Origin of the sequence: Acinetobacter ursingii DSM 16037 = CIP 107286 (assembly GCF_000368825.1) — a bacterium.
Lineage (GTDB): Bacteria > Pseudomonadota > Gammaproteobacteria > Pseudomonadales > Moraxellaceae > Acinetobacter > Acinetobacter ursingii.
In genome coordinates this window covers 758,376-778,604 of record NZ_KB849717.1, presented here as the reverse complement: position 1 = coordinate 778,604, position 20,229 = coordinate 758,376, and the positions used below count along the sequence as shown (strand labels likewise).

Genomic DNA, 20,229 nt, shown 5'->3' with positions numbered 1-20,229 from the left:
TTTAAATCTGAATCATAGTCTAGAGCTATATTTTTATAGAAAAATTTTAATTTAATTAGGGTCTGTTGACATTTGATGTATAAAAAATAGCGAGTAAGTAAAATTCAATCGCCAAACCAAATTTACTACTCGCTATGCCTCGTACAATGCTGAATGATCAACACTGGTCAAAGTTAGAAACTATTCTGCGTAATTTTGATATTTATCTCAAACGAAATCTTCGAAATTTTATTGAAGCTATTCTTTATCGAATTAGAACAGGTTGCCCATGGCGAGATTTACCACCAGATTTTGGTAATCCAAATTCAATATTTAAAAAATATAGTCGTTGGTCTAAACATAATAAGCTGCTGAAAATATTTAAATTAATCAGTAGACATACAGATAAAGAATGGATTTTTATTGATGGTTCTCATATTAGGGCGCATCAACACTCTGCTGGGTTAAAAGATCAAGCTATATCAAAAAGCATTGGTGGGAATAGTTCAAAAATACACTTGGCCGTTGATTCTTATGGTAATCCAATTGAAATTATGATCACGAATGGAACAACACATGATGTTAAGGTTGCACCTGAGCTAGTTGAAAAATTAGATTTGGAAAAAACTGAGGTCTTATGTGCAGATAAGGGTTATGATTCTGAACCATTACGAGAGCAAATCAGAGCAACAGATACTGAAGCTAATATTCCACGGAAGTCAAATACTCAGTCCAACAATAATCATATGGATTGGAATTTATATAAAATTAGGCACTTAGTGGAAAATACTTTTGCAAGATTGAAGCAATTTAGAGGAATAGCAACTCGATATGACAAGCTAAAACGTAATTATGAAAATGCGGTTGCTTTAGCTTGCATATACATTTGGTTGCCATTATGAAATGTCAACAGACCCTAATTGTTTTATCATAGGAATATAAATTTTTAAAATATTAGTATTACAAAATTATAAAAAAGTATTACTCATTTGGCATGTGCTTTGCTTCTGATTTATCAATACATCAAAGTGATCTAGGGTTCCGATGTTGAAGATTGAACAATTCAACATGACTGGTCCGAGAGATGACGGTTCGTAAGAACTACACGGAGGGACAAAAGCCCGGGAGATTGGTTGAATTAATCCGATCAGGAGTTGTTATGAACATTGTACATTATCATGATAATCAAATGCTCTGGGATGAGCGATTACCAGCGGGTCATCATTGGTCAGGTCGTCTGCAAAAAGACACCGTTTTACAAGTCACTTCGCTGGGGGCCAATGCAAATTTATCATTATATCTGGTAAATGCACTGGAAAAAGTGGAACGCTTTAACATGCCAGACAGTTTGAAAGCACAGCACAGCGCATTTTTGAGTCAGGGACATGTCTTGTATTCCGACTTAGGGCGAGTCATGGCTTCGATTGTTCGAGATGATCATGGCTGGAATGATGTGCTTTGTGGTCCAAGTACAGCCGAACAGATTGAGCAGCATTATGGTATTCAGACTTTTCAGGATGCAAGTAATCAGATGTATCAAAATGGTCTGGACAGTTTATTGGTTGAAATGACCAAGTTCGGTCTGGCTCAACAAGATTTAACCGCCACTCTGAATTTATTTGCCAAAGTGACTCCAAATCAGGCTGGGGAATTGTCCTATGTAAAAACTGACAATCATCAACAGGTCATTGAATTACGTTTTGAGATGGATTGTCTGGTTTTTCTTTCAAATACACCGCATGGTTTGGATGCGTCACACATTTATCAACCTGCCGATCTTGAACTCAAATTGTTTAAAGCGCGACCTCTGGCTGAACAAGACATTTGCCGCGATTCCTGCCCGCAAAATCAACGCGGATTTCAAAACAATGCACGCTATTTTGCAGCTTCAGTATAAGGGAGAATTTGACATGACAGCTTTGGCAAAATTAGAAAATACCGTGTTAAGTGAGATTTGCCCAGCGGGTGAAGCATGGATGGGTGAAGTTAAAAAAGGGCAGTATTTTCGTATTGTGGACTTGGAAGGCAATCAAGCGGTGGATACCCTGTTCATTAGCGCAGAAAATCCTGATGAGCGTTATAGTGCTACCGATACGCTTGCTAAAAATAAGCAGATTTATCTGGAAAAAGGCTCGATTCTATATACCAATCATGGACGTCCAATCGCCACAATTTATGATGATAATTGTGGTCGTCACGATACTTTAGGCGGCGCATGTTCTTGTGAAAGTAATACGGTGCGTTATGCACATGATAAATATCCAATGCATAGCTGTCGTAATAATTTCATGTATGCACTGGCCAAGCATCCGATTGCCCAGAAACACGCGCTCAATGTGCGTCATATTGGCCCCAATATTAATTTCTTTATGAATGTACCGGTGACCCCAGAAGGCCATTTGATGTTTGATGATGGAATTTCGGCGCCAGGTAAATATGTGGAAATTAAAGCAGAAATGGATTTGATTGTTCTGATTTCAAATTGTCCGCAACTCAATAATCCATGCAATGCTTATAACCCGACTCAAATTCAGTTGCTTGTACGCGAAGAAGCGGGAGAGGTCTGATATGTTTAATAAAGTCCTGATTGCCAATCGTGGTGCAATTGCCTGTCGCGTGATTCGTAGCTTAAAAAAAATGGGGATTCAATCAGTTGCGGTTTATTCGGAAGCGGATCGGGATTCCTTGCATGTGACTTTGGCAGATGAAGCGGTCTGTATTGGCCCTGCACCAGCCAGTCAAAGCTATTTAAATATCGAAAAAATACTGGAAGTCGCGCAGGCGACAGGCGCACAAGCGATCCATCCGGGTTATGGTTTTTTATCGGAAAATGCTCAATTTTGTGATTTATGTGAACAACAGGGCATCGCGTTTATTGGGCCAACCTCACAGCAAATGCGCGAATTTGGTCTGAAACATACCGCACGTGAACTGGCCATACAGAGCAATGTCCCTCTATTGCCGGGTAGTCAGCTTTTGGCTGATGAAGCTGAAGCACTCAGTGAGGCTGCGTGCATCGGCTATCCCGTGATGCTAAAAAGTACCGCAGGGGGAGGCGGCATCGGCATGCGTCTGGTGTGGAGCGAGGCAGAACTTAAAGAGGCTTACACCACGGTATCTTATCTGGCACAGGCCAACTTCAAAGATGCAGGATTGTATCTGGAAAAATTTGTAGAAAATGCACGGCATATTGAGGTTCAAATTTTTGGAGATGGAAAAGGGCAAGTTCTGGCATTGGGAGAGCGTGATTGCTCGGTACAACGCCGCAATCAAAAAGTCATTGAGGAAACGCCTGCACCGCATTTAAGTGACGAACAGCGTCAATACATTCAGAGCGTTGCGATTCAACTCATGCAATCGATTCAATATCGTTCAGCGGGAACAGTTGAGTTTGTCATGGACACCGATACTCAGGAATTTTATTTTTTAGAAGTCAATACACGTTTACAGGTTGAACATGGCGTGACTGAACAGGTCTATGGCGTCGATCTGGTTGAATGGATGGTGATGCTGGCCAGTGGGGACTGGACTGCACCTCAAAAAACTTTGCAATCGACAGGTCATTCGATACAAGTCCGTTTATATGCAGAAGATCCAATCAAAAACTTTCAACCCAGTGCGGGTTTACTCACCTCAGTCGGATTTGATCCGACTTCCCGAGTAGAAACTTGGGTTGAAACAGGTTCAAATGTATCGTCATTTTATGACCCGATGATTGCCAAAATTATTGTGACCGCAGCGGATCGTGAGCAGGCCATTACGGCGATGCAAAGCAGTCTGGCGCATACTGAAGTGGCTGGGATTGAAACCAACTTAGAGTATTTACAAAATATTATTGCCAGTGAGGTATTTAAAGCAGGTACGCAAACTACACGCTTTTTAAATACGTTTAGCTGGAACACGCAAAAAATAGAAGTTTTACAAGCTGGTATTCAAACTGCCATACAGGATGTGACTGGACGTTTGGGCTATTGGGATGTCGGTGTACCGCCATCAGGTGCGATTGATCCTTTAAGTTTAAATGTAGCCAATCAATTATTGAATAATCCATTCAATACCGCAGGTTTGGAATGTACTTTGCAAGGGCCTACGCTCAAATTTCATTGTGATAGCCAGATTGCTATTACTGGTGGTGACATGGCGGTCACACTGGATGGTCAATCGATTGCGATGTGGCAAACTGTTCAGGTAAAAAAAGGTCAGATTCTCAAATGCGGCAAAATTAATACAGGTTGTCGTAGCTATATTGGGGTGAAAGGTGGTTTTGCTGTACCAGAATATCTGGGCAGTCAGGCAACTTTTACGCTTGGTCAGTTTGGTGGTCATGCAGGACGTAACTTATTGATTGGTGATATGTTACCCATCCATGCGTTTAGCTCAGATCAATCATCTGCATTGACCATTGAGCAGATTCCAGCGTTTCAATCCAGTTGGGAAATTGCAGTGATGTATGGGCCACATGGCGCACCAGATTTCTTTACCTGCAAAGATATTGATACTTTTTTTCAGCATGAGTTTGAAATTCATTATAACTCAAGTCGGACAGGGATTCGTCTGATTGGCCCTCAGCCAGAATGGGCACGTGAAGACGGAGGTGAGGCAGGCTTACATCCATCCAATATTCACGATAACGCCTATGCCATTGGAGCGATCGATTTTACCGGTGACATGCCGATCATTTTGGGTCCGGATGGCCCAAGTCTGGGTGGTTTTGTTTGTCCAGCCGTCGTGATCCATTCTGAACTATGGAAATTAGGCCAACTCAGAGCAGGAGATAAAGTTAAGTTTGTTCCAGTAAGTTATGCGCAGGCGCAAAGACTGAATCAAACTTATGAGGCAATGCTTAAAGCGACGGATATCACAAAAATCGATTATCAGGCTGATTTTGCAGCAGAAATGACGACACTCAAAGATGCAGTATTGGCGCGTTTGGACGGAGATGAAAAACGACCAGAAGTTACTTATCGACCAGCAGGTAATCATTATTTATTGATTGAATATGGTGAATTAGTCCTCGATTTGAATTTGCGTTTCCGTATTCATGCTTTAATGCAATGGGTCAAAGATCAAAATATTCAAGGCATCATTGATCTCACCCCAGGGATTCGTTCTTTGCAAATTCACTTTGATTCTGCGGTTTTAGATCAACTTGATTTACTCCATCAATTGCAGCAAGCGGAAACACAACTCCCTGACATTGAAAATATGCAAGTGCCGTCACGTACCGTGTATTTACCTTTGGCATGGGAGGATTCACAAACTCAATTAGCCACTGAAAAGTATACCCAACTGGTCCGTCCTGATGCGCCGTGGTGTCCTGATAATATCGAGTTTATTCGACGCATTAATGGCTTAGCCTCCAAACAAGCGGTTAAAGATGTGGTGTATAACGCCCGCTATCTGGTGATGGGACTGGGGGATGTCTATCTGGGGGCGCCTGTCGCGACGCCGCTTGATCCGAGACAACGTCTGGTGACCACCAAATATAACCCTGCACGGACATGGACGCCTGAAAATGCAGTCGGGATCGGTGGAGCTTATATGTGTGTCTATGGCATGGAAGGGCCAGGAGGCTATCAGTTTGTCGGACGTACCACGCAAATGTGGAGCCGCTATCGTCAAAATGCCAATTTTGAACAAGGAAAGCCGTGGCTGCTGCGTTTTTTTGATCAGATTCGCTTTTACGAAGTTTCCGAAACTGAATTGATGCAAATGCGTGAAGATTTTAAAGCAGGTCGCTTACAATTGCGCATTGAAGAGGGTGTACTTAATTTAAAGGAATACAATGCATTTTTAACAGAACATGCAAGTAGTATTCAGGATTTTAAATCAGTCCAACAAGCGAACTTTGAAGCGGAACGTCGTCGCTGGCATGAAGCAGGACTGGCAGAATATGTGTCTGAAAGTCTGGAAAGTGTTGATGATGGCGATGCTGTCGAGATTCCTGAAGGCGGCTGTGTGGTGGAATCACATATGCCAGGTTCGATCTGGAAAATTGAATGTGAAATGGGAGATGTGGTTGAAGAGGGTGCAATCCTTGCAGTGATTGAAGCCATGAAAATTGAGATTCCCATTTTGGCACCAGAACGCATGAAAGTGGAGTCAATTATTATTGAAAAGGGTCAAACGGTAAAAACAGGTCAGGCTTTATTTACTTTAGCACCTGTAGTCTAAATTCATTGTTTTACTTTTGCCTTGATTCGAAATCAGGGCTTTTTTTTGCCCAATTTTTAAGCATTTTGATTTTACAGCCTTTGCTTTGCACCATGATATGACTTTTATAACACAGTAAATCGGTGGCCTAAATTTTGCTGAAAAGCACCTTCTTTAGGATCAAAGATAAATTTATTAACTATTTGATTTTTATATTTAATTATATTGATAAAAACAATGCTTAGTTAAATTTCAAATTGGCATAGTTCATGCATTATTTTAGTAATACAAAATACTAATTTGGTAATACTAAAAGGAGTCATATCATGTCAGTAAAACATTCAGTTGTAAAAGTACGACCTGCATGGAAAACCTTTTTAGTTGAGCTATTAAGCGTTCGAGCGGGTTTTTACATTACTCAGAAACCAGAAGTTCATTCGAACAAAAGAGGCCATCTTGACTAAACCAAAATTAACCCGAATCAGTATTACCGTTCCTGAAAATACAGTCGAAGCATTGGATCAAAAGATCGTAGAAGAGCACTATGAAAGTCGTTCACAAGCGATCGTCGATATGATTAATCGGCACCTGATTCATCAATATACCACTGAAAACTCAGTGATGGTCGGTACTTTAACCCTGCTATATCGTCGCGATGCAGGCAATATTCGGGTTCAGCTCAGTGATTTACAACAACAATTTTTAGAGCAAGTGATTAGTTCACTACATATTCAATTAGATGATCAGAAAATTCTGGAAGTGATTTTGTTACAGGGCAAGAGCAACACCCTGAAACAGATCAGTCAGCAGTTTATTGCCTTAAAAGGGGTGATCAAGGGGCATCTGGAACTGATGGATGCGGTCATGCCGCCTTTACAGCAGAACGAATAGGAGAAAAAAAGTGTCACAACTATCGACCCTACAGGATTGGCAAAGTGCGTATGCACAAGGGCAATTTAAACTTGATGATTTATATGATTATGTCGGGTCGATCAGCAATGATGATTACGCATGGATCGAAATCGCCTCACAACAGCAACTTGAAGTACAAATCGAATTACTCCTCAATCAAGATCCAGCGCAATTCCCTTTGTACGGTATCCCTTTTGCTGTAAAGGATAATATTGATGTTGAGGGCTTTCATACCACGGCAGCCTGTAAAGAAGCTGCCTATCTGGCCCATTCAGATGCAACAGTCGTGGCTAAGTTGAAAGCAGCAGGCGCGATTGTGATTGGAAAGACCAATCTTGATCAGTTTGCGACGGGTCTGGTCGGTGTGCGTTCACCTTATGGCGCGGTTAAAAACAGTTTTAATCCTGAGTATATCAGTGGTGGTTCAAGTTCTGGCTCATCGGTGGTGGTTGCCAAAGGGATGGTTCCATTTTCTTTAGGAACAGATACAGCAGGTTCTGGTCGAGTCCCTGCCGGACATAACAATATTGTCGGGCTTAAACCCACCAAAGGCTGGTTTTCAACCACAGGTTTGATCCCTGCTTGTCGTACACTGGATGTCATTTCGATTTTTGCACTCACGGTAGATGATGCATGGACAGTTGCCCAGACTATGCAGGGCTTTGACGAAACCGATGCTTATTCACGGTGCCATCCTGAAAATGTACCGGTTGCATTTTCACTGGGGAAAATTGCCATTCCAGCACAGCTTGAGTTTTATGCTGATGAACTCAGTCGTCATGCTTTTGACATCGCGATTGAACGCATCAAGGCATTGGGTTATCAAGTTGAGAGCATTGATTTTACAGTGTTCAATCAACTCGCCAGTGCTTTGTATAATCGTTCGTGGGTGGCAGAACGCACCGTGGCAGTAGAACAGAAAATAAATCGCGATCAAGCACATCCAGTGATCCAAAAGATCATTGCACAGGCAGATCAGTTCTCTGCAACAGACGTCATGCAGGATGAATATGATCGAGCTGAGATGACACGTCATATTCAGCAAATCTTAGCCAATTTTGATGCACTCATGGTACCGACAGCGCCTACGATTTATACCATCTCGGATGTTGAAGCCGATCCGATCTTGAAAAATAGTCACATGGGGGCGTATACCAATTTTGTTAATTTTGCTGATCTGAGTGCTTTGGCATTGCCCAATGTCATTCGTGCAGACGGTTTGCCTTCAGGGATCACCTTGATTGCAAGCGCTTGGCATGATCAGGCTTTAGCGCGTTTTGGGCAAATCTGGCAGCAACAGAACCATCTAAAGTTGGGTACTACAGATCGTTGCTATCAAGCTGACTCACAAATTGAATCCTCAAATTCGGTGAAATTGGCTGTGGTCGGTGCGCATTTAACAGGGATGCCACTCAATTTTCAGCTTACGACACGTGACGCTGTATTACTCACAAAAACTCAAACGGCACATCATTACAAACTGTTTGCACTCAGTCATACCACGCCTCCAAAGCCAGGGTTGCAATATTGCGAACAAGGACAGTCCATTGAGGTTGAAGTCTGGGAAGTTCCGATGGCTTTATTTGGAAAAATTGTGGCAGAAGTTCCTGCACCGCTTGGAATTGGCAATGTACAACTGGCTGATGGAACTTGGGTCAAAGGCTTTATCTGTGAGGGCTATGCGCTTGCTTCTGCAAAAGACATTAGTCACTTAGGTGGATGGCGAGCTTATATTCAATCACTTCAAAATCATTCTACATCAACGTGTTAAGCTTATTTTCAAAGGGGATAGATCATGATTCGTATACTAAGCTCTCTTTCTTTTTCTGTCATGCTGGCTTTGGCTTTAACAGGCTGTGACAACAAGGCAAAAGTACCACAGGCACAAAGCGAAAATGACAAAACTACGACTACTTCAACAGCGCCTACTTTAACGATTGGCTATAGTGACTGGCCTGGGTTTGTGGCATGGCAAGTTGCCATTGAAAAAGGCTGGCTGAAAGAAGCAGGCCTTAATGTTGAATTTAAATGGTTTGATTATTCTGCCTCTCTTTCCGCATTTGCGGCCAATCAGTTAGATGCGGTGCTCGTCACCAATGGCGATAACTTGGTGACCGCTTCAGGCGGTACCAAAGGTATCATGATTATGGCAACAGATTATTCTGCTGGTAATGATGTGATTATTGCTAAATCTGGCATTAACAGCATTCAGGATTTAAAAGGTAAATCGGTTGCCACTGAAAAAGGTCTGGTAGATCACCTGTTATTATCGACGGCCTTAACTGATGCCAAAGTCCCACTCACCGAGATTAAACTGGTCAATTCTGTGACCAATGAATTGCCACAAGTCTTTGCCAGTCCTGATATTTCTGCAATTGCCGTCTGGCAACCTGTTGCCAATCAGGCCTTGAAATCAGTCGCAGGCTCTAAAGTTATTTATACTTCCAAAGATAAGCCTGGTCTGATTTACGATACGCTTTCGGTCAATATGAGCCATTTGTCTACGCATAAAGAACAATGGAAAAAAATGATTCAGGTCTGGGACAAAACGGTGAAATACATCAATGACCCAGCTACACATGCCGATGCAGTGAAAATCATGGCAAATCGTGTTGGCGTCGATCCAGCGCAATATGAGCAATTTGTCGGGGGAACACATTTACTGGATATTGAAGCCAATAAAAAAGTATTTGCCAAAGGACAGGGCTTCGATTCCATTTATGGTTCAACCTACCATGTCAATAAATTTAACGTGACTAATGGTGTATATAAAACTGAAATGGATGCCGATGGGCTGATTTATCCTGATCTATTACAAAGTTTGAAATAACATAAAAGGCGCTTCGAATCTTGAAGCGCCTTTTAAATTTTTAAATCGTTTGTTTTATAAGACTTCTTTCATCACTTCCTTTTATTTCTCCCAAGGGCAGGAAAATAAAAGAAGATCTAAATAATGATGAAAGAAGTCTATAGTTCAGTGCTTTTAGAAAAGACATTAATAATGATAATACCTGCAATGACCATACTCAAACCGATAAAAGCAGCCAAATCCAGATGTTGTTTAAATATAACCCAGCCAATCGTTGAAATTAAAACGATTCCTGCACCAGACCAGATAGCATAAGCAATCCCGACTGGAATAAATTTTAAGGTTAAAGATAAAAAATATAATGCAATGCAATACCCCGCAACGGTAACGAATGAGGGTAAAGGAACAGTAAATCCTTGAGATGATTTTAATGCAGAGGTCGCAATGACCTCAGCCACAATCGCAATACATAAATATAAATACGGCAAACGAGTCTCCTATTATTTGATGATCGTGGCATTTTTTAGCAAATGAGTGCTTTCTTTTTGCAACCATTGTTGCGCACATGCTGTAGTTGCAGTCTGTCGATCAAACTGAAAATCAGGGTGATAGATGTCGAGGGAAAAATACAATCGATAGGTTTCACCCTCAATCTCTGTTAGTTGCGTAATATTACCAACAGAATCGATCTCGAAATTATCGAGTTGCAACACTTTATTCACCAAATGACTTTGAGTAGAAAACTGGATGGTTGGTCCATTCAGTGCAATAGACACTTGGTAGCTCTCAACAAATGAAGCCCTTATTTTTTTATTTTCAATTGCGTCGTTTAAATCTGAGATATTTTCAAACTGTTTCTGTATTAGTGGTAAACGTGATTGTGCATAAGCCAAATGTTCACCTGCAATAATAAGACCGCCGTCCATTGCAAATTTCTGCTGTGTTGCAATATGTTCTGCCTGTAATAGTCTTAAACCACAGAATAGACCTGAGCTGGATTGTTGTCGCCAATCTTCAACATAGGCGCCTGAAGGTGCAAATTCTAAAATACAATTCCCTATTGGAAGTAGCTTGGCGGGTTCAGGCCATTGAATACAGGGTTGATAGCTTTCGTGAATGTTCCATGACAGTAATTCATTTTTATCATCCCATAATGTGTCTCCAACCCAGCCTTGCCGCTCACTTACAGGCGTTTGAGTCGGGTCACTCAAGCGTAGATCGATGCTAAAAGATTTGGATTGAAACCAATAAACAATGGTTTTTTCATCACTTAGACCATTATAAAAACTAATATTTTTACGCCTAAAACTACCCATCAAATAACGGGGAAGTGGCATATTTTCAATAGGAGTGACAGGACATTTTTTTAACAGTTCATACAGATTCATGCATCAGTCTCCGTTTCATTTAAGCCAAAAGAATAAAGCGGACGGGCATTGCTCAATACCAAATCACCTTGTTCAATACGTTTTTTTAAGTATTGAAATGTTTGCGCAGTCTGGTTAAATAAATGTTCACCGCCTTTTAACGGTGCATATTTAGGTTGATCGGTTTCGACCACAGGCTGAATCAGGTAATCATAATCACATGAAAAAAATAAAGGAAAAGAATAGCGTTCTTCTTTCACTTTTTTGACTCGATGCTTTGTCGCTAAATAACGTCCATTGGAGAGTATCTCCATCATGTCGCCAATATTCATAATTAAAGTATTTTCAATTAAGGGAATATCCATCCATTCGGCGTCTTTATTGAGTACCTGTAAGCCTTCTGCGGTCGGAAAAAGTAAAGTAAAACATTCATAATCGGTATGGGCGCCAATTCCAGCGCTATCTGATGCATCAGGATTATAAGGATAATGAATGAGACGTAATTGACTTGGCGCGTGTTTTAAATGGGCATCAAAATAATCTTCTTCAAGATTGAGTGCCAAAGCAAATGCATGGAAAAGTTGATGTCCAATATCCTTGATATGTTGATAGTAGTTCTGAACATGGGTTTTAAACTGTGGGTCGTTGGGCCATTGATTTGGGCCAACCAGTGGTCTCAGTTCGGTGAAGCCTAAATAATCATAATTGATGTCATAGGCTTCTTTCAGATCATAAGTATTGGCAGTAAATTGTTCTTCGCCAATGGGTACATAGCCACTATGATTCTGGGAATTTCCAATATAATTTTGCATTTTGATATTTTCATCTTGTGCAAAATAAGCTTGTGCGGTATTCACCAGTTGTTGAAATAATTCTGGTTTAAGTTGCGTTCCATGAATGTATAAAAAACCGACGTCTTTACAGGCTTGATCGAGCGCTTTGGCTACTTCCAAACGGTCTGGAGCTTTGTAACTTGTTAATTTTGAAATATCAACCATAGGTAAAACGTAACTTTCGTTCATGATCATCACCATTGGCTGGTCGTCCAGCACGTATTATTCCACCTTGGGTCGTCCCAAAGAGTGTAAAAATTATTTGTGTTGACTGACCTGAGTCATACGTGGAATCTCAGGTAAATGTTGCAGGGCAGGATCAACTTGTTCTTCTTCCTGTGCATGGACCAATTCATCTACATGGGCACGTAATTGCCTAAACTCTGATGTGTTCATGAGCTCGGGTGTACGCGGACGGGGTAAACGCACCTCGATGATTTCTTTGACTTCACCTGGGTTGGCTTTCAATACCACAATTCGATCTGCCAATAAAATCGCTTCATCCATATCATGCGTAACAAATAAAATCGTAATATCGATGTTTTGCCATAAATCCATTAAATGACGTTGCATTTTCTGGCGTGTATATGGGTCAAGTGCTCCAAACGGTTCATCCATTAACAGTATTTTGGGTTCATTGACTAAGGCACGGGCAATCGCAACACGTTGTTTCATTCCACCAGAAAGTTGATGTGGACATTGATTTTCATATTTTTCCAGACCAATAATATTGATCCACTCCCGTGCTACAGATTCTGCCGCAGCCTGACTTGCACCACGCATCAAAGGTCCGAACATGACATTTTCTTTTACGGTTTTCCATGGAAATAAGGTATATCCCTGAAATACCATCCCACGTTCAGGGCAAGGACCATCGACACGCTCACCATCGACCAATACCTCACCACTACTATAATCATCCAGTCCTGCAACAATACGGCTCAAGGTTGATTTACCACAGCCAGAAGGTCCAATCACACAGACAAATTCACGTTTATGAATTTTTAAATTAATTTGATTAAGTACGGTTCTCTCAGTTTTTCCATGCTGAAAACGCTGACCAAGATTTTGCATTTCCAAAATGATGGGGCGTTGGTACAGCTCTTTAAAATAACGATTGGCATCGAAGCTTTCAGTTGTATTCATGCTTATGCTCCTGTTTTCCATTTAAATAAATGTTGACCCATTTTCATTAAAATGACATCAGTTAATAATCCAATCACCCCAATAATCAGAATGGCTGCATACACATTGTCAAAGTTTTGATAGCGTGCCTGTTGGGTAATAAACCAAGTAATACCAGACGTTGTTCCGATTAATTCTGAAACAATCAAATAGGTCCACGCCCATCCCAGTAACACCCTTAAATCACGATAAATATCGGGCAATGCCGCAGGAATGACCACATGCATTAGGCTTTTAAATTTATTGGTTCCTAAGGTATAACCCGCTTCGATTAAGCCTCTATCTACCATGCGGGTGGTATTGGCAATAATCAGAATTTGCTGAAAGAGTGTCCCAATCACAATAATGGCTATTTTAGGTGCGTCATTAATGCCCAAAATAGCAACCGCCAGAGCACCAAAAGCAGGTGCAGGTAAATACCGAAAAAATTCGACAAAGGGTTCAGTCAATCTGGAAATAGACGGTGAGAAACCGCACAAAATACCAAGCGGAATACCAATCAGTGAGGAGATAAAAAAAGCGGTAAACACAATTTTAATACTGTGCCACAAACTTTGATGCAACCACGGACTATCAGGCTGGGTAGGGGGCGTGGTAAAAGAGGTCACTAAGGCTTTGGCAACTTCATGTGGTGCAGGCAGATAGATGGGATTGACCAGTTTACCTTGAGGCGGTTGTTGATGCTGATTAACTGCATTTTGAGCCTCTTGATAAAAAAACTGTTTATCTACCCGACTCCCGACTTGTAAATAGGGAACACTTCCTGAGTCAGTGATTTGGACTTGTGGATGCCAGATAAAAGGCAAATAGCTGACACAGCACCAGATCAGGATGGGGAGAATAAATGAGCTCAAACCCAAGAGTAATTTTTTTCTTCTGGAAAGTGGTGCATTCATATCATTTTGCCTTAGTATTACAAAAAACAAAAAAAGTAATACTTATATTTAAGCAATATAAATGCCAAATCTTGAAATAAGAATCTAATTGAGAGGATGTGATGTTTATGTATTTGTTTTTAAATTATTAATTGAAAATATAGCTGATATATCAAGTCGTTTTATCTGATTAAGCCATTCAAAAAATAAGCAGGACGATGAGATCCTGCTAAATTTTAGCGCAAAGAATATACGATGCACTTCGTTAAAGCGAAAAAGTGATTCAGTTCAAAACGCCCGTTTGCTTCGAGATCATTAATTTTCAATTAAACTCTGATCTTCCAGTTTTTCCAAAATCCGCGTAACCAGTAATTGATCAATTTTGTAATGATCGACATCGACCACTTCAAATTTGAAACCACTAAACTCGACACTATCGGCAGGGCGCGGAATTTTACGTAGTTGATACATCATAAAACCTGCCAGCGTTTCATAGTTTTCTTCATCTGGCATTTCATCAATTTCGAGTGCATGTTTCAGGTCTTCAATTGGTGTACTGCCATCAATCAGCCATGAATTATTATCACGTTTAATGATCTGCTGATCTGCTTCAATCGGGGTAACCCAATCGCCCATCACCGTAATCATAATATCGCTTAAAGTAATCACCCCGACGACTAAGGCATATTCATTAATGACCACTGCAAATTTTTCTTTGGTTGAACGAAATCTGTCTAAAACCTCAGAAAGCGTTAGCGTATCTGGAATAGTCAATACAGTACGGATGGTATTTTCTTTGAGCTGAATCAAGGACTGGCTATTGAGAATACGCACCAAAATATCTTTAGCATCGACATACCCAATCACCTGATCAATATTATCATTACACACCAAAAACTTGGAATAAGGATATTCTGCCAGTTTTTGACGAATACTTTCATCGGACTCATCAAGCGCAAAATACACGATATTTTCACGTGTCGTCATACTTGAAGGAACGGTGCGCTCTTCAAGTTCAAATACATTTTCGATAAAATGATGTTCTTGTTTTTGTAAGACACCCGCTTGAGCACCTGCTTCCATTACCGCAGATATATCATCAAAGGTAATATTATCATCACGCGTGGTATTCACTTTAAATAAACGAAATAGCAAATTGGCAATCGCATTGATAAACCATGCTAAAGGTTTACAAATTTTGATAAATACCTGAATCGGATTGATGACCGAGACTGCAATTTTTTCGGGTGCAATCATCGCCAGACGTTTTGGCATCAGATCGGCAAATAAAATAAATAGAGAAGTGACAAAGGTAAAGGAAAGTACAAAGCCAATCGTTTCTGTCCACGGCCCATCATAGAAACGATCGACCAGATGGACAAAAAATGGACGAAAAGCTGCTTCTCCCAAAATACCGCCAAGAATAGCGACGGCGTTGAGACCGATTTGAGAAGCGGCAAAGAAATCAGCCGATTGATGCTGAAGATCAAGGACTTTTTGCGCGCGTTCATCGCCCGATTCCGCAAGAATTTTTAATTTTACTTTACGAGCACCCGCCAGCGCGATTTCAGTTAAAGATAAAAAACCCGCCGCGATAATCAGTATGGCAATGATAACGACGTTTTGAAAGAGGCTCACAGTTCACCTGTAGTCATTCGTTATTATGAGAAAGTTTTAACACAACAAGAAAAAGCGAGGTAGTCGAAACTACCTCCTTACGAAATTAAGTATAAGCTTGAAAATAGAAGAAATTAACAAAAATTTATTTTAATAATGCGAAAACTGCGAATTATTTGTTAAAAACTCCCGATTTTCTTCTTCAATCATCTGACGCGCTACAAATAAAATCAATTGGCGCAACCAGCGATGCGCAGGATGATGATGCAATAGAGGACACCATGCCATTTTAAGTTCAAACTCAGGAATATAAAACGGAGGGTCTTTGATGAGTAATTTTGGATTATTGGCTTGTAGGCGCGCCATACGAGTAGGTAAGGTAGCAACTAAATCTACATTTTGAGCTAATAAAGCTGGCATTTGATAATGTCGGGTAAACACTGAAATTTTGCGTTTTTGTCCAATTCGTTCTAATGCCTGATCAATCCAGCCCAGACCTGCCTGTTTATCAGGATTAATCCCAAAGCCAACGCCCATGCCTGTTTTAGAAACCCAGATATGTTGGGCATCCAAATAATTTTTGAGGTTGAGGTGCTGTGCTGCTGGATGTTTATCATTGAGTAAACAACTGAAGCTATCTCGCCAAACTAAGACCTGATGGAAACTTTGTGGAATTTCATTAAATCTATTAATCGCAAGATCAACTTTACCCTGTTCCATATCGCGATAAGACACATCGCTTGGGGTTAGAAAATCCAAAACAACATTGGGTGCTTCTGAACGCAGAGCTTTGACCAGACGAGGAACCAGTGTTGCCTCGGCATAATCGGAAGTCATAATCCGAAACACACGATTACTGGTATAAGGACGAAATTCGGTACGAGGCTCCAAAATCATAGAGAGATCCGAAAGCGCATCGCGAATACGTGGTTGTAATTCCAGCGCACGTTCGGTTGGAGTCATGCCTTCTGAGGAGCGGATCAAGAGGGGATCATTAAATAAATTGCGAAGTCTACGCAAAATATTACTCATCGCGGGTTGGGTAACGCCCAATTGTTCGGCTGCACGAGTGACATTTTTTTCGCGAAGAAGCACGTCAAGATAAATTAATAGATTAAGATCTACCCGCTCCAGATTCATAAAAAAAATACCGAAAATAAAATTATGAAATTACGAATGATTATGCCATAGATGAAACTATTTGTGTAAAAAAACGCTGCAAAAAACAGCACCTCATCTCGCTCAGCCTAAACAATAGTGAGGCTTTAAAAAATTCAAGCAAGAGATGAAAAACATTGCATGGCCTTTTCATTCAAATTAGAAAATCCGAATGAATATCTGATTTTCATTCTTTAGCTTTCGACTGTAACAAGCCTGATTGACCTTCACATTGGCAAATTTTTACTATTTTTTACATTTATCGATGCTTCAAATGAGTAGCAAGATCTCAGTTGAAGACATTAAAAAACGCTTAAATTATTTAGTTTAAACAGTTTTATGAATCTTTGATTTTTATTTATTCTAATAAAATCAAAATCTTAATATTTTGAAATATAATTATAATACGACTTTAATCTATATATTTTTTTAAAAAATACTGAAGATTAATGGAGGATATTGGATTAATTTTTTTGCTCAGACTAAGCTGTGAGCATATTGATGAAGTGACTGAATTATAGTCGAGTCAAATAAACATGACTGTTCAGCATGACATCTTTTCGATGAAATCCTAAAAAGGAATATATCATGACATATCAATCAGCTCTTGAGCACGTACGTGCCGTAAAAAATAAATTAGGTGGCACTTGGGACGCGATTCGTCCTGAAGACGCTGCTCGCATGATCGTTCAAAACCGTTTCCATACTGGTTTGGACATCGCTAAATATACAGCTGCTATCATGCGTAAAGATATGGCTGAATATGATGCTGACAACAGCAGCTATACTCAATCTTTGGGTTGCTGGCATGGTTTCATCGCGCAACAAAAAATGATTGCGAACAAAAAATATTTCGGTACAACCAACAAACGTTATATCTACCTTTCTGGTTGGATGGTTGCTGCACTTCGTTCTGAATTTGGTCCACTTCCTGACCAATCTATGCACGAAAAAACTGCTGTGCCTAAGTTGATCGCAGAAATCTATACATTCTTGCGTCAAGCGGATGCAAAAGAACTCAACGATTTGTTCCGTGCTTTACAAAAAGCTGAAGCGGCTGGTGATTCTGCAAAAGTGAAAGAAATCGAAGCGTCTATCGACAACTTCGAAACTCACGTTGTGCCAATCATTGCCGATATCGATGCTGGTTTTGGTAACGAAGAAGCAACTTATTTGTTGACTAAACAAATGATCGAAGCGGGTGCTTGTGCAATCCAAATCGAAAACCAAGTTTCTGATGCGAAACAATGTGGTCACCAAGCTGGTAAAGTCACTGTTCCACACGAAGACTTCCTTGCAAAAATCAATGCTGTACGTTATGCATTCCTTGAGCTTGGTGTTGACGAAGGTGTAATCGTTGCACGTACTGACTCTGAAGGCGCTGACTTGACTCAAAAGATCCCTGTATCTAAAGAGAAAGGTGACTTGGCTTCTCAATACATCAGCTACTTAGACACTCAAGAAATTGATATCGCTGATGCTCAAGAAGACGAAATCCTGATCAAACGTGATGGTAAATTACACCGTCCAACTCGTTTAGCTTCTGGCTTGTATCAGTTCCGTGAAGGCACTCAACATGACCGCGTTGTACTTGACTGTGTAACGAGCTTACAAAACGGTGCAGACATGATCTGGATCGAAACACCAACTCCAGACGTTGCTGGTATTGCTGGTTTCGTAAATGACATCAAAAAACAAGTTCCAAATGCAAAACTTGTTTATAACAACTCTCCGTCATTCAACTGGACGTTAAACTTCCGTCAACAATCTTATGATCGTTGGGTTGCTGAAGGTAAAGATGTTTCTGGTTATGACCGTGCGAAGTTGATGAGCGCTGAGTACGATAACTCTGAATTAGCTGCTGATGCTGACGAAAAAATCCGTACTTTCCAAGCTGATGCTGCACGTGAAGCTGGCGTGTTCCATCACTTGATCACTCTACCGACTTACCACACTGCTGCTCTTTCTACGCATGAGCTTGCTAAAGGTTACTTCGGTGAAGAAGGTATGTTGGCTTATGTTGCTGGCGTACAACGTAAAGAAATCCGCGGTGGTATCGCATGTGTTAAACACCAAGCAATGGCTGGTTCTGACATCGGTGATGACCATAAAGAAATCTTTGCTGGCGAACAAGCGCTTAAAGCGGGTGATGCGAGCAAAAACACCATGAACCAATTCGCTCACTAAGTCGAATGGTTTAAAAAAAACCCTGCATTAGCAGGGTTTTTTTATGATATGAGAAATGAACTAAATTATTAAAAAATAAATAATAATCAATCTATTAAACGATTTAAGCGTTGCTGAATAATTTCTTGTGCTTCAGTCATAATGCCTTGAATGAGATCGTGGCAGCTTGGAATATCATGAATTAGACCTAACACCTGTCCTGCGGAAAGTAAGCCTGCATCGACATCACCCGTTTCTAAAGCCATACGACCTTTTGCACCAGACACATAAGGACGAATGTCTTCAAATTGAATATCAGGTTTTTGACTCAGTTCAACCACCAAGTCTGAGATACTGTTTTTAGCCACTCGAGTGGTATTACGGAACTTTCTAAAAATCAGGTTGGTGGAACGTTCGTCCTGATTTAAATAGTACTGCTTAATTTTTTCATGAATGGGTGCTTCTTGCGTCATACAAAAACGCGTTCCCATATTGATGCCTTCTGCACCCAATGCCAATGCAGCCACCAAACCACGGCCATCGGCAAACCCGCCACTGGCGATGAGTGGAATTTTGACTTGATCGGCAGCGGCTGGGATTAAGATTAGTCCAGGAATATCATCTTCACCTGGATGCCCAGCACATTCAAAACCATCAATTGAAATGATATCTGCCCCCATACGCTGGGCAGAAAGCGCATGCCGTACCGACGTACATTTATGCAGCACCGTAATATGATGCTTTTTAAAATCTTCAATGTGTTCTTGGGGTTTATTGCCTGCGGTTTCTACAATCTTGACGCCACTTTCGATAATGGCTTGACGATATTCGGCATAAGGTGGCGGATTAATCGCGGGTAAAAAAGTCAAATTCACTGCAAAAGGTTTATCCGTCATGTCGCGGCAACGCTGAATTTCTTTGAGTAGGTCTTCAGGGCTTGGTTGAGTCAGGGCTGTCAATGTGCCAAGCCCTCCTGCATTTGAAACAGCACTTGCTAATTCAGCTCGTCCGACCCACATCATCCCGCCCTGAACGATAGGATATTCAATACCAAGTAATTCGGTTACACGCGTTTTCATTGAAGAGAATCCTTGTCTTTACTTCGATTTGATTGATAGTTTGATCTTACTATAGTGTTTTGTTTTTTATAATTGAATATATTTTTTTAGAAACTT

General features: G+C 40.7%; 17 protein-coding genes and 1 riboswitch. Of the genes, 9 read left to right on the top strand and 8 right to left on the bottom strand.

The features are described 5' to 3' along the window. Positions 1-134: 134 nt before the first annotated feature. From F944_RS11195 to F944_RS11165, 8 genes are all read left to right on the top strand, one after another. Positions 135-881, top strand: a complete 747-nt coding sequence (locus F944_RS11195) for an IS5 family transposase (protein ID WP_004990272.1) — start codon at positions 135-137, stop codon at positions 879-881. A gap of 120 nt (positions 882-1,001) precedes the next feature. Next, positions 1,002-1,109, top strand: a riboswitch (guanidine-I (ykkC/yxkD leader). A gap of 29 nt (positions 1,110-1,138) precedes the next feature. Then, the gene (locus F944_RS11190) at positions 1,139-1,876 is read left to right on the top strand and encodes an urea amidolyase associated protein UAAP1 (protein ID WP_004990589.1); all 738 of its coding nucleotides are present in this window, start codon (positions 1,139-1,141) and stop codon (positions 1,874-1,876) included. 13 nt (positions 1,877-1,889) lie between these two features. Then, positions 1,890-2,546 carry an urea amidolyase associated protein UAAP2 gene (locus F944_RS11185; RefSeq protein WP_004990588.1) on the top strand — a complete coding sequence of 219 codons (657 nt, stop codon included), beginning with the start codon at positions 1,890-1,892 and terminating at the stop codon, positions 2,544-2,546. 1 nt (position 2,547) lies between these two features. After that, the gene (uca, locus tag F944_RS11180; RefSeq protein ID WP_004990587.1) at positions 2,548-6,153 is read left to right on the top strand and encodes an urea carboxylase; all 3,606 of its coding nucleotides are present in this window, start codon (positions 2,548-2,550) and stop codon (positions 6,151-6,153) included. 305 nt (positions 6,154-6,458) lie between these two features. Further along, entirely contained in the window at positions 6,459-6,596 is a 138-nt protein-coding gene (locus F944_RS17115) for a hypothetical protein (RefSeq protein WP_004990585.1), read from the top strand. Next, positions 6,586-7,023: a CopG family ribbon-helix-helix protein gene (locus tag F944_RS11175; protein ID WP_026039888.1), complete on the top strand. Its 438-nt coding sequence runs from the start codon at positions 6,586-6,588 to the stop codon at positions 7,021-7,023. Before F944_RS17115 ends, F944_RS11175 begins: the two co-directional genes overlap by 11 nt. Before the next feature lie 10 nt (positions 7,024-7,033). After that, the gene (atzF, locus tag F944_RS11170; protein WP_004990582.1) at positions 7,034-8,815 is read left to right on the top strand and encodes an allophanate hydrolase; all 1,782 of its coding nucleotides are present in this window, start codon (positions 7,034-7,036) and stop codon (positions 8,813-8,815) included. Between the two features lie 24 nt (positions 8,816-8,839). Further along, a complete protein-coding gene (locus tag F944_RS11165; protein WP_004990580.1) occupies positions 8,840-9,874 on the top strand; it encodes an ABC transporter substrate-binding protein in 1,035 nt (344 codons plus the stop codon). 137 nt (positions 9,875-10,011) lie between these two features. Here the strand turns inward: F944_RS11165 and F944_RS11160 are convergent, their stop codons facing one another. From F944_RS11160 to F944_RS11130, 7 genes are all read right to left on the bottom strand, one after another. Beyond that, positions 10,012-10,341, bottom strand: coding sequence for a DMT family transporter (locus tag F944_RS11160; RefSeq protein ID WP_004990578.1), 330 nt, complete (start codon positions 10,339-10,341; stop codon positions 10,012-10,014). A gap of 12 nt (positions 10,342-10,353) precedes the next feature. Next, the gene (locus F944_RS11155; protein WP_004990573.1) at positions 10,354-11,241 is read right to left on the bottom strand and encodes a hypothetical protein; all 888 of its coding nucleotides are present in this window, start codon (positions 11,239-11,241) and stop codon (positions 10,354-10,356) included. Then, on the bottom strand, positions 11,238-12,254 hold the full coding sequence (locus F944_RS11150) for an isopenicillin N synthase family dioxygenase (RefSeq protein WP_004990571.1): 1,017 nt from the start codon (positions 12,252-12,254) through the stop codon (positions 11,238-11,240). The genes F944_RS11155 and F944_RS11150 overlap by 4 nt, the downstream gene beginning before the upstream one ends. Positions 12,255-12,311: 57 nt before the next feature. Next, positions 12,312-13,199, bottom strand: a complete 888-nt coding sequence (locus F944_RS11145) for an ABC transporter ATP-binding protein (protein ID WP_004990568.1) — start codon at positions 13,197-13,199, stop codon at positions 12,312-12,314. Between the two features lie 2 nt (positions 13,200-13,201). Next, positions 13,202-14,134, bottom strand: a complete 933-nt coding sequence (locus F944_RS11140; RefSeq protein ID WP_004990565.1) for an ABC transporter permease — start codon at positions 14,132-14,134, stop codon at positions 13,202-13,204. Between the two features lie 294 nt (positions 14,135-14,428). Next, positions 14,429-15,751: a polyamine export protein PaeA gene (gene paeA, locus F944_RS11135; protein WP_004990563.1), complete on the bottom strand. Its 1,323-nt coding sequence runs from the start codon at positions 15,749-15,751 to the stop codon at positions 14,429-14,431. Between the two features lie 129 nt (positions 15,752-15,880). Next, positions 15,881-16,870, bottom strand: coding sequence for a LysR family transcriptional regulator (locus F944_RS11130; protein ID WP_004990560.1), 990 nt, complete (start codon positions 16,868-16,870; stop codon positions 15,881-15,883). 606 nt (positions 16,871-17,476) lie between these two features. Between F944_RS11130 and F944_RS11125 the strand changes: the two genes are divergently transcribed. Beyond that, a complete protein-coding gene (locus tag F944_RS11125; protein WP_004990558.1) occupies positions 17,477-19,075 on the top strand; it encodes an isocitrate lyase in 1,599 nt (532 codons plus the stop codon). 86 nt (positions 19,076-19,161) lie between these two features. Here F944_RS11125 and F944_RS11120 read toward each other — a convergent pair whose 3' ends face one another. Further along, the gene (locus tag F944_RS11120) at positions 19,162-20,133 is read right to left on the bottom strand and encodes an NAD(P)H-dependent flavin oxidoreductase (RefSeq protein ID WP_004990551.1); all 972 of its coding nucleotides are present in this window, start codon (positions 20,131-20,133) and stop codon (positions 19,162-19,164) included. Between the last annotated feature and the right edge of the window lie 96 nt (positions 20,134-20,229).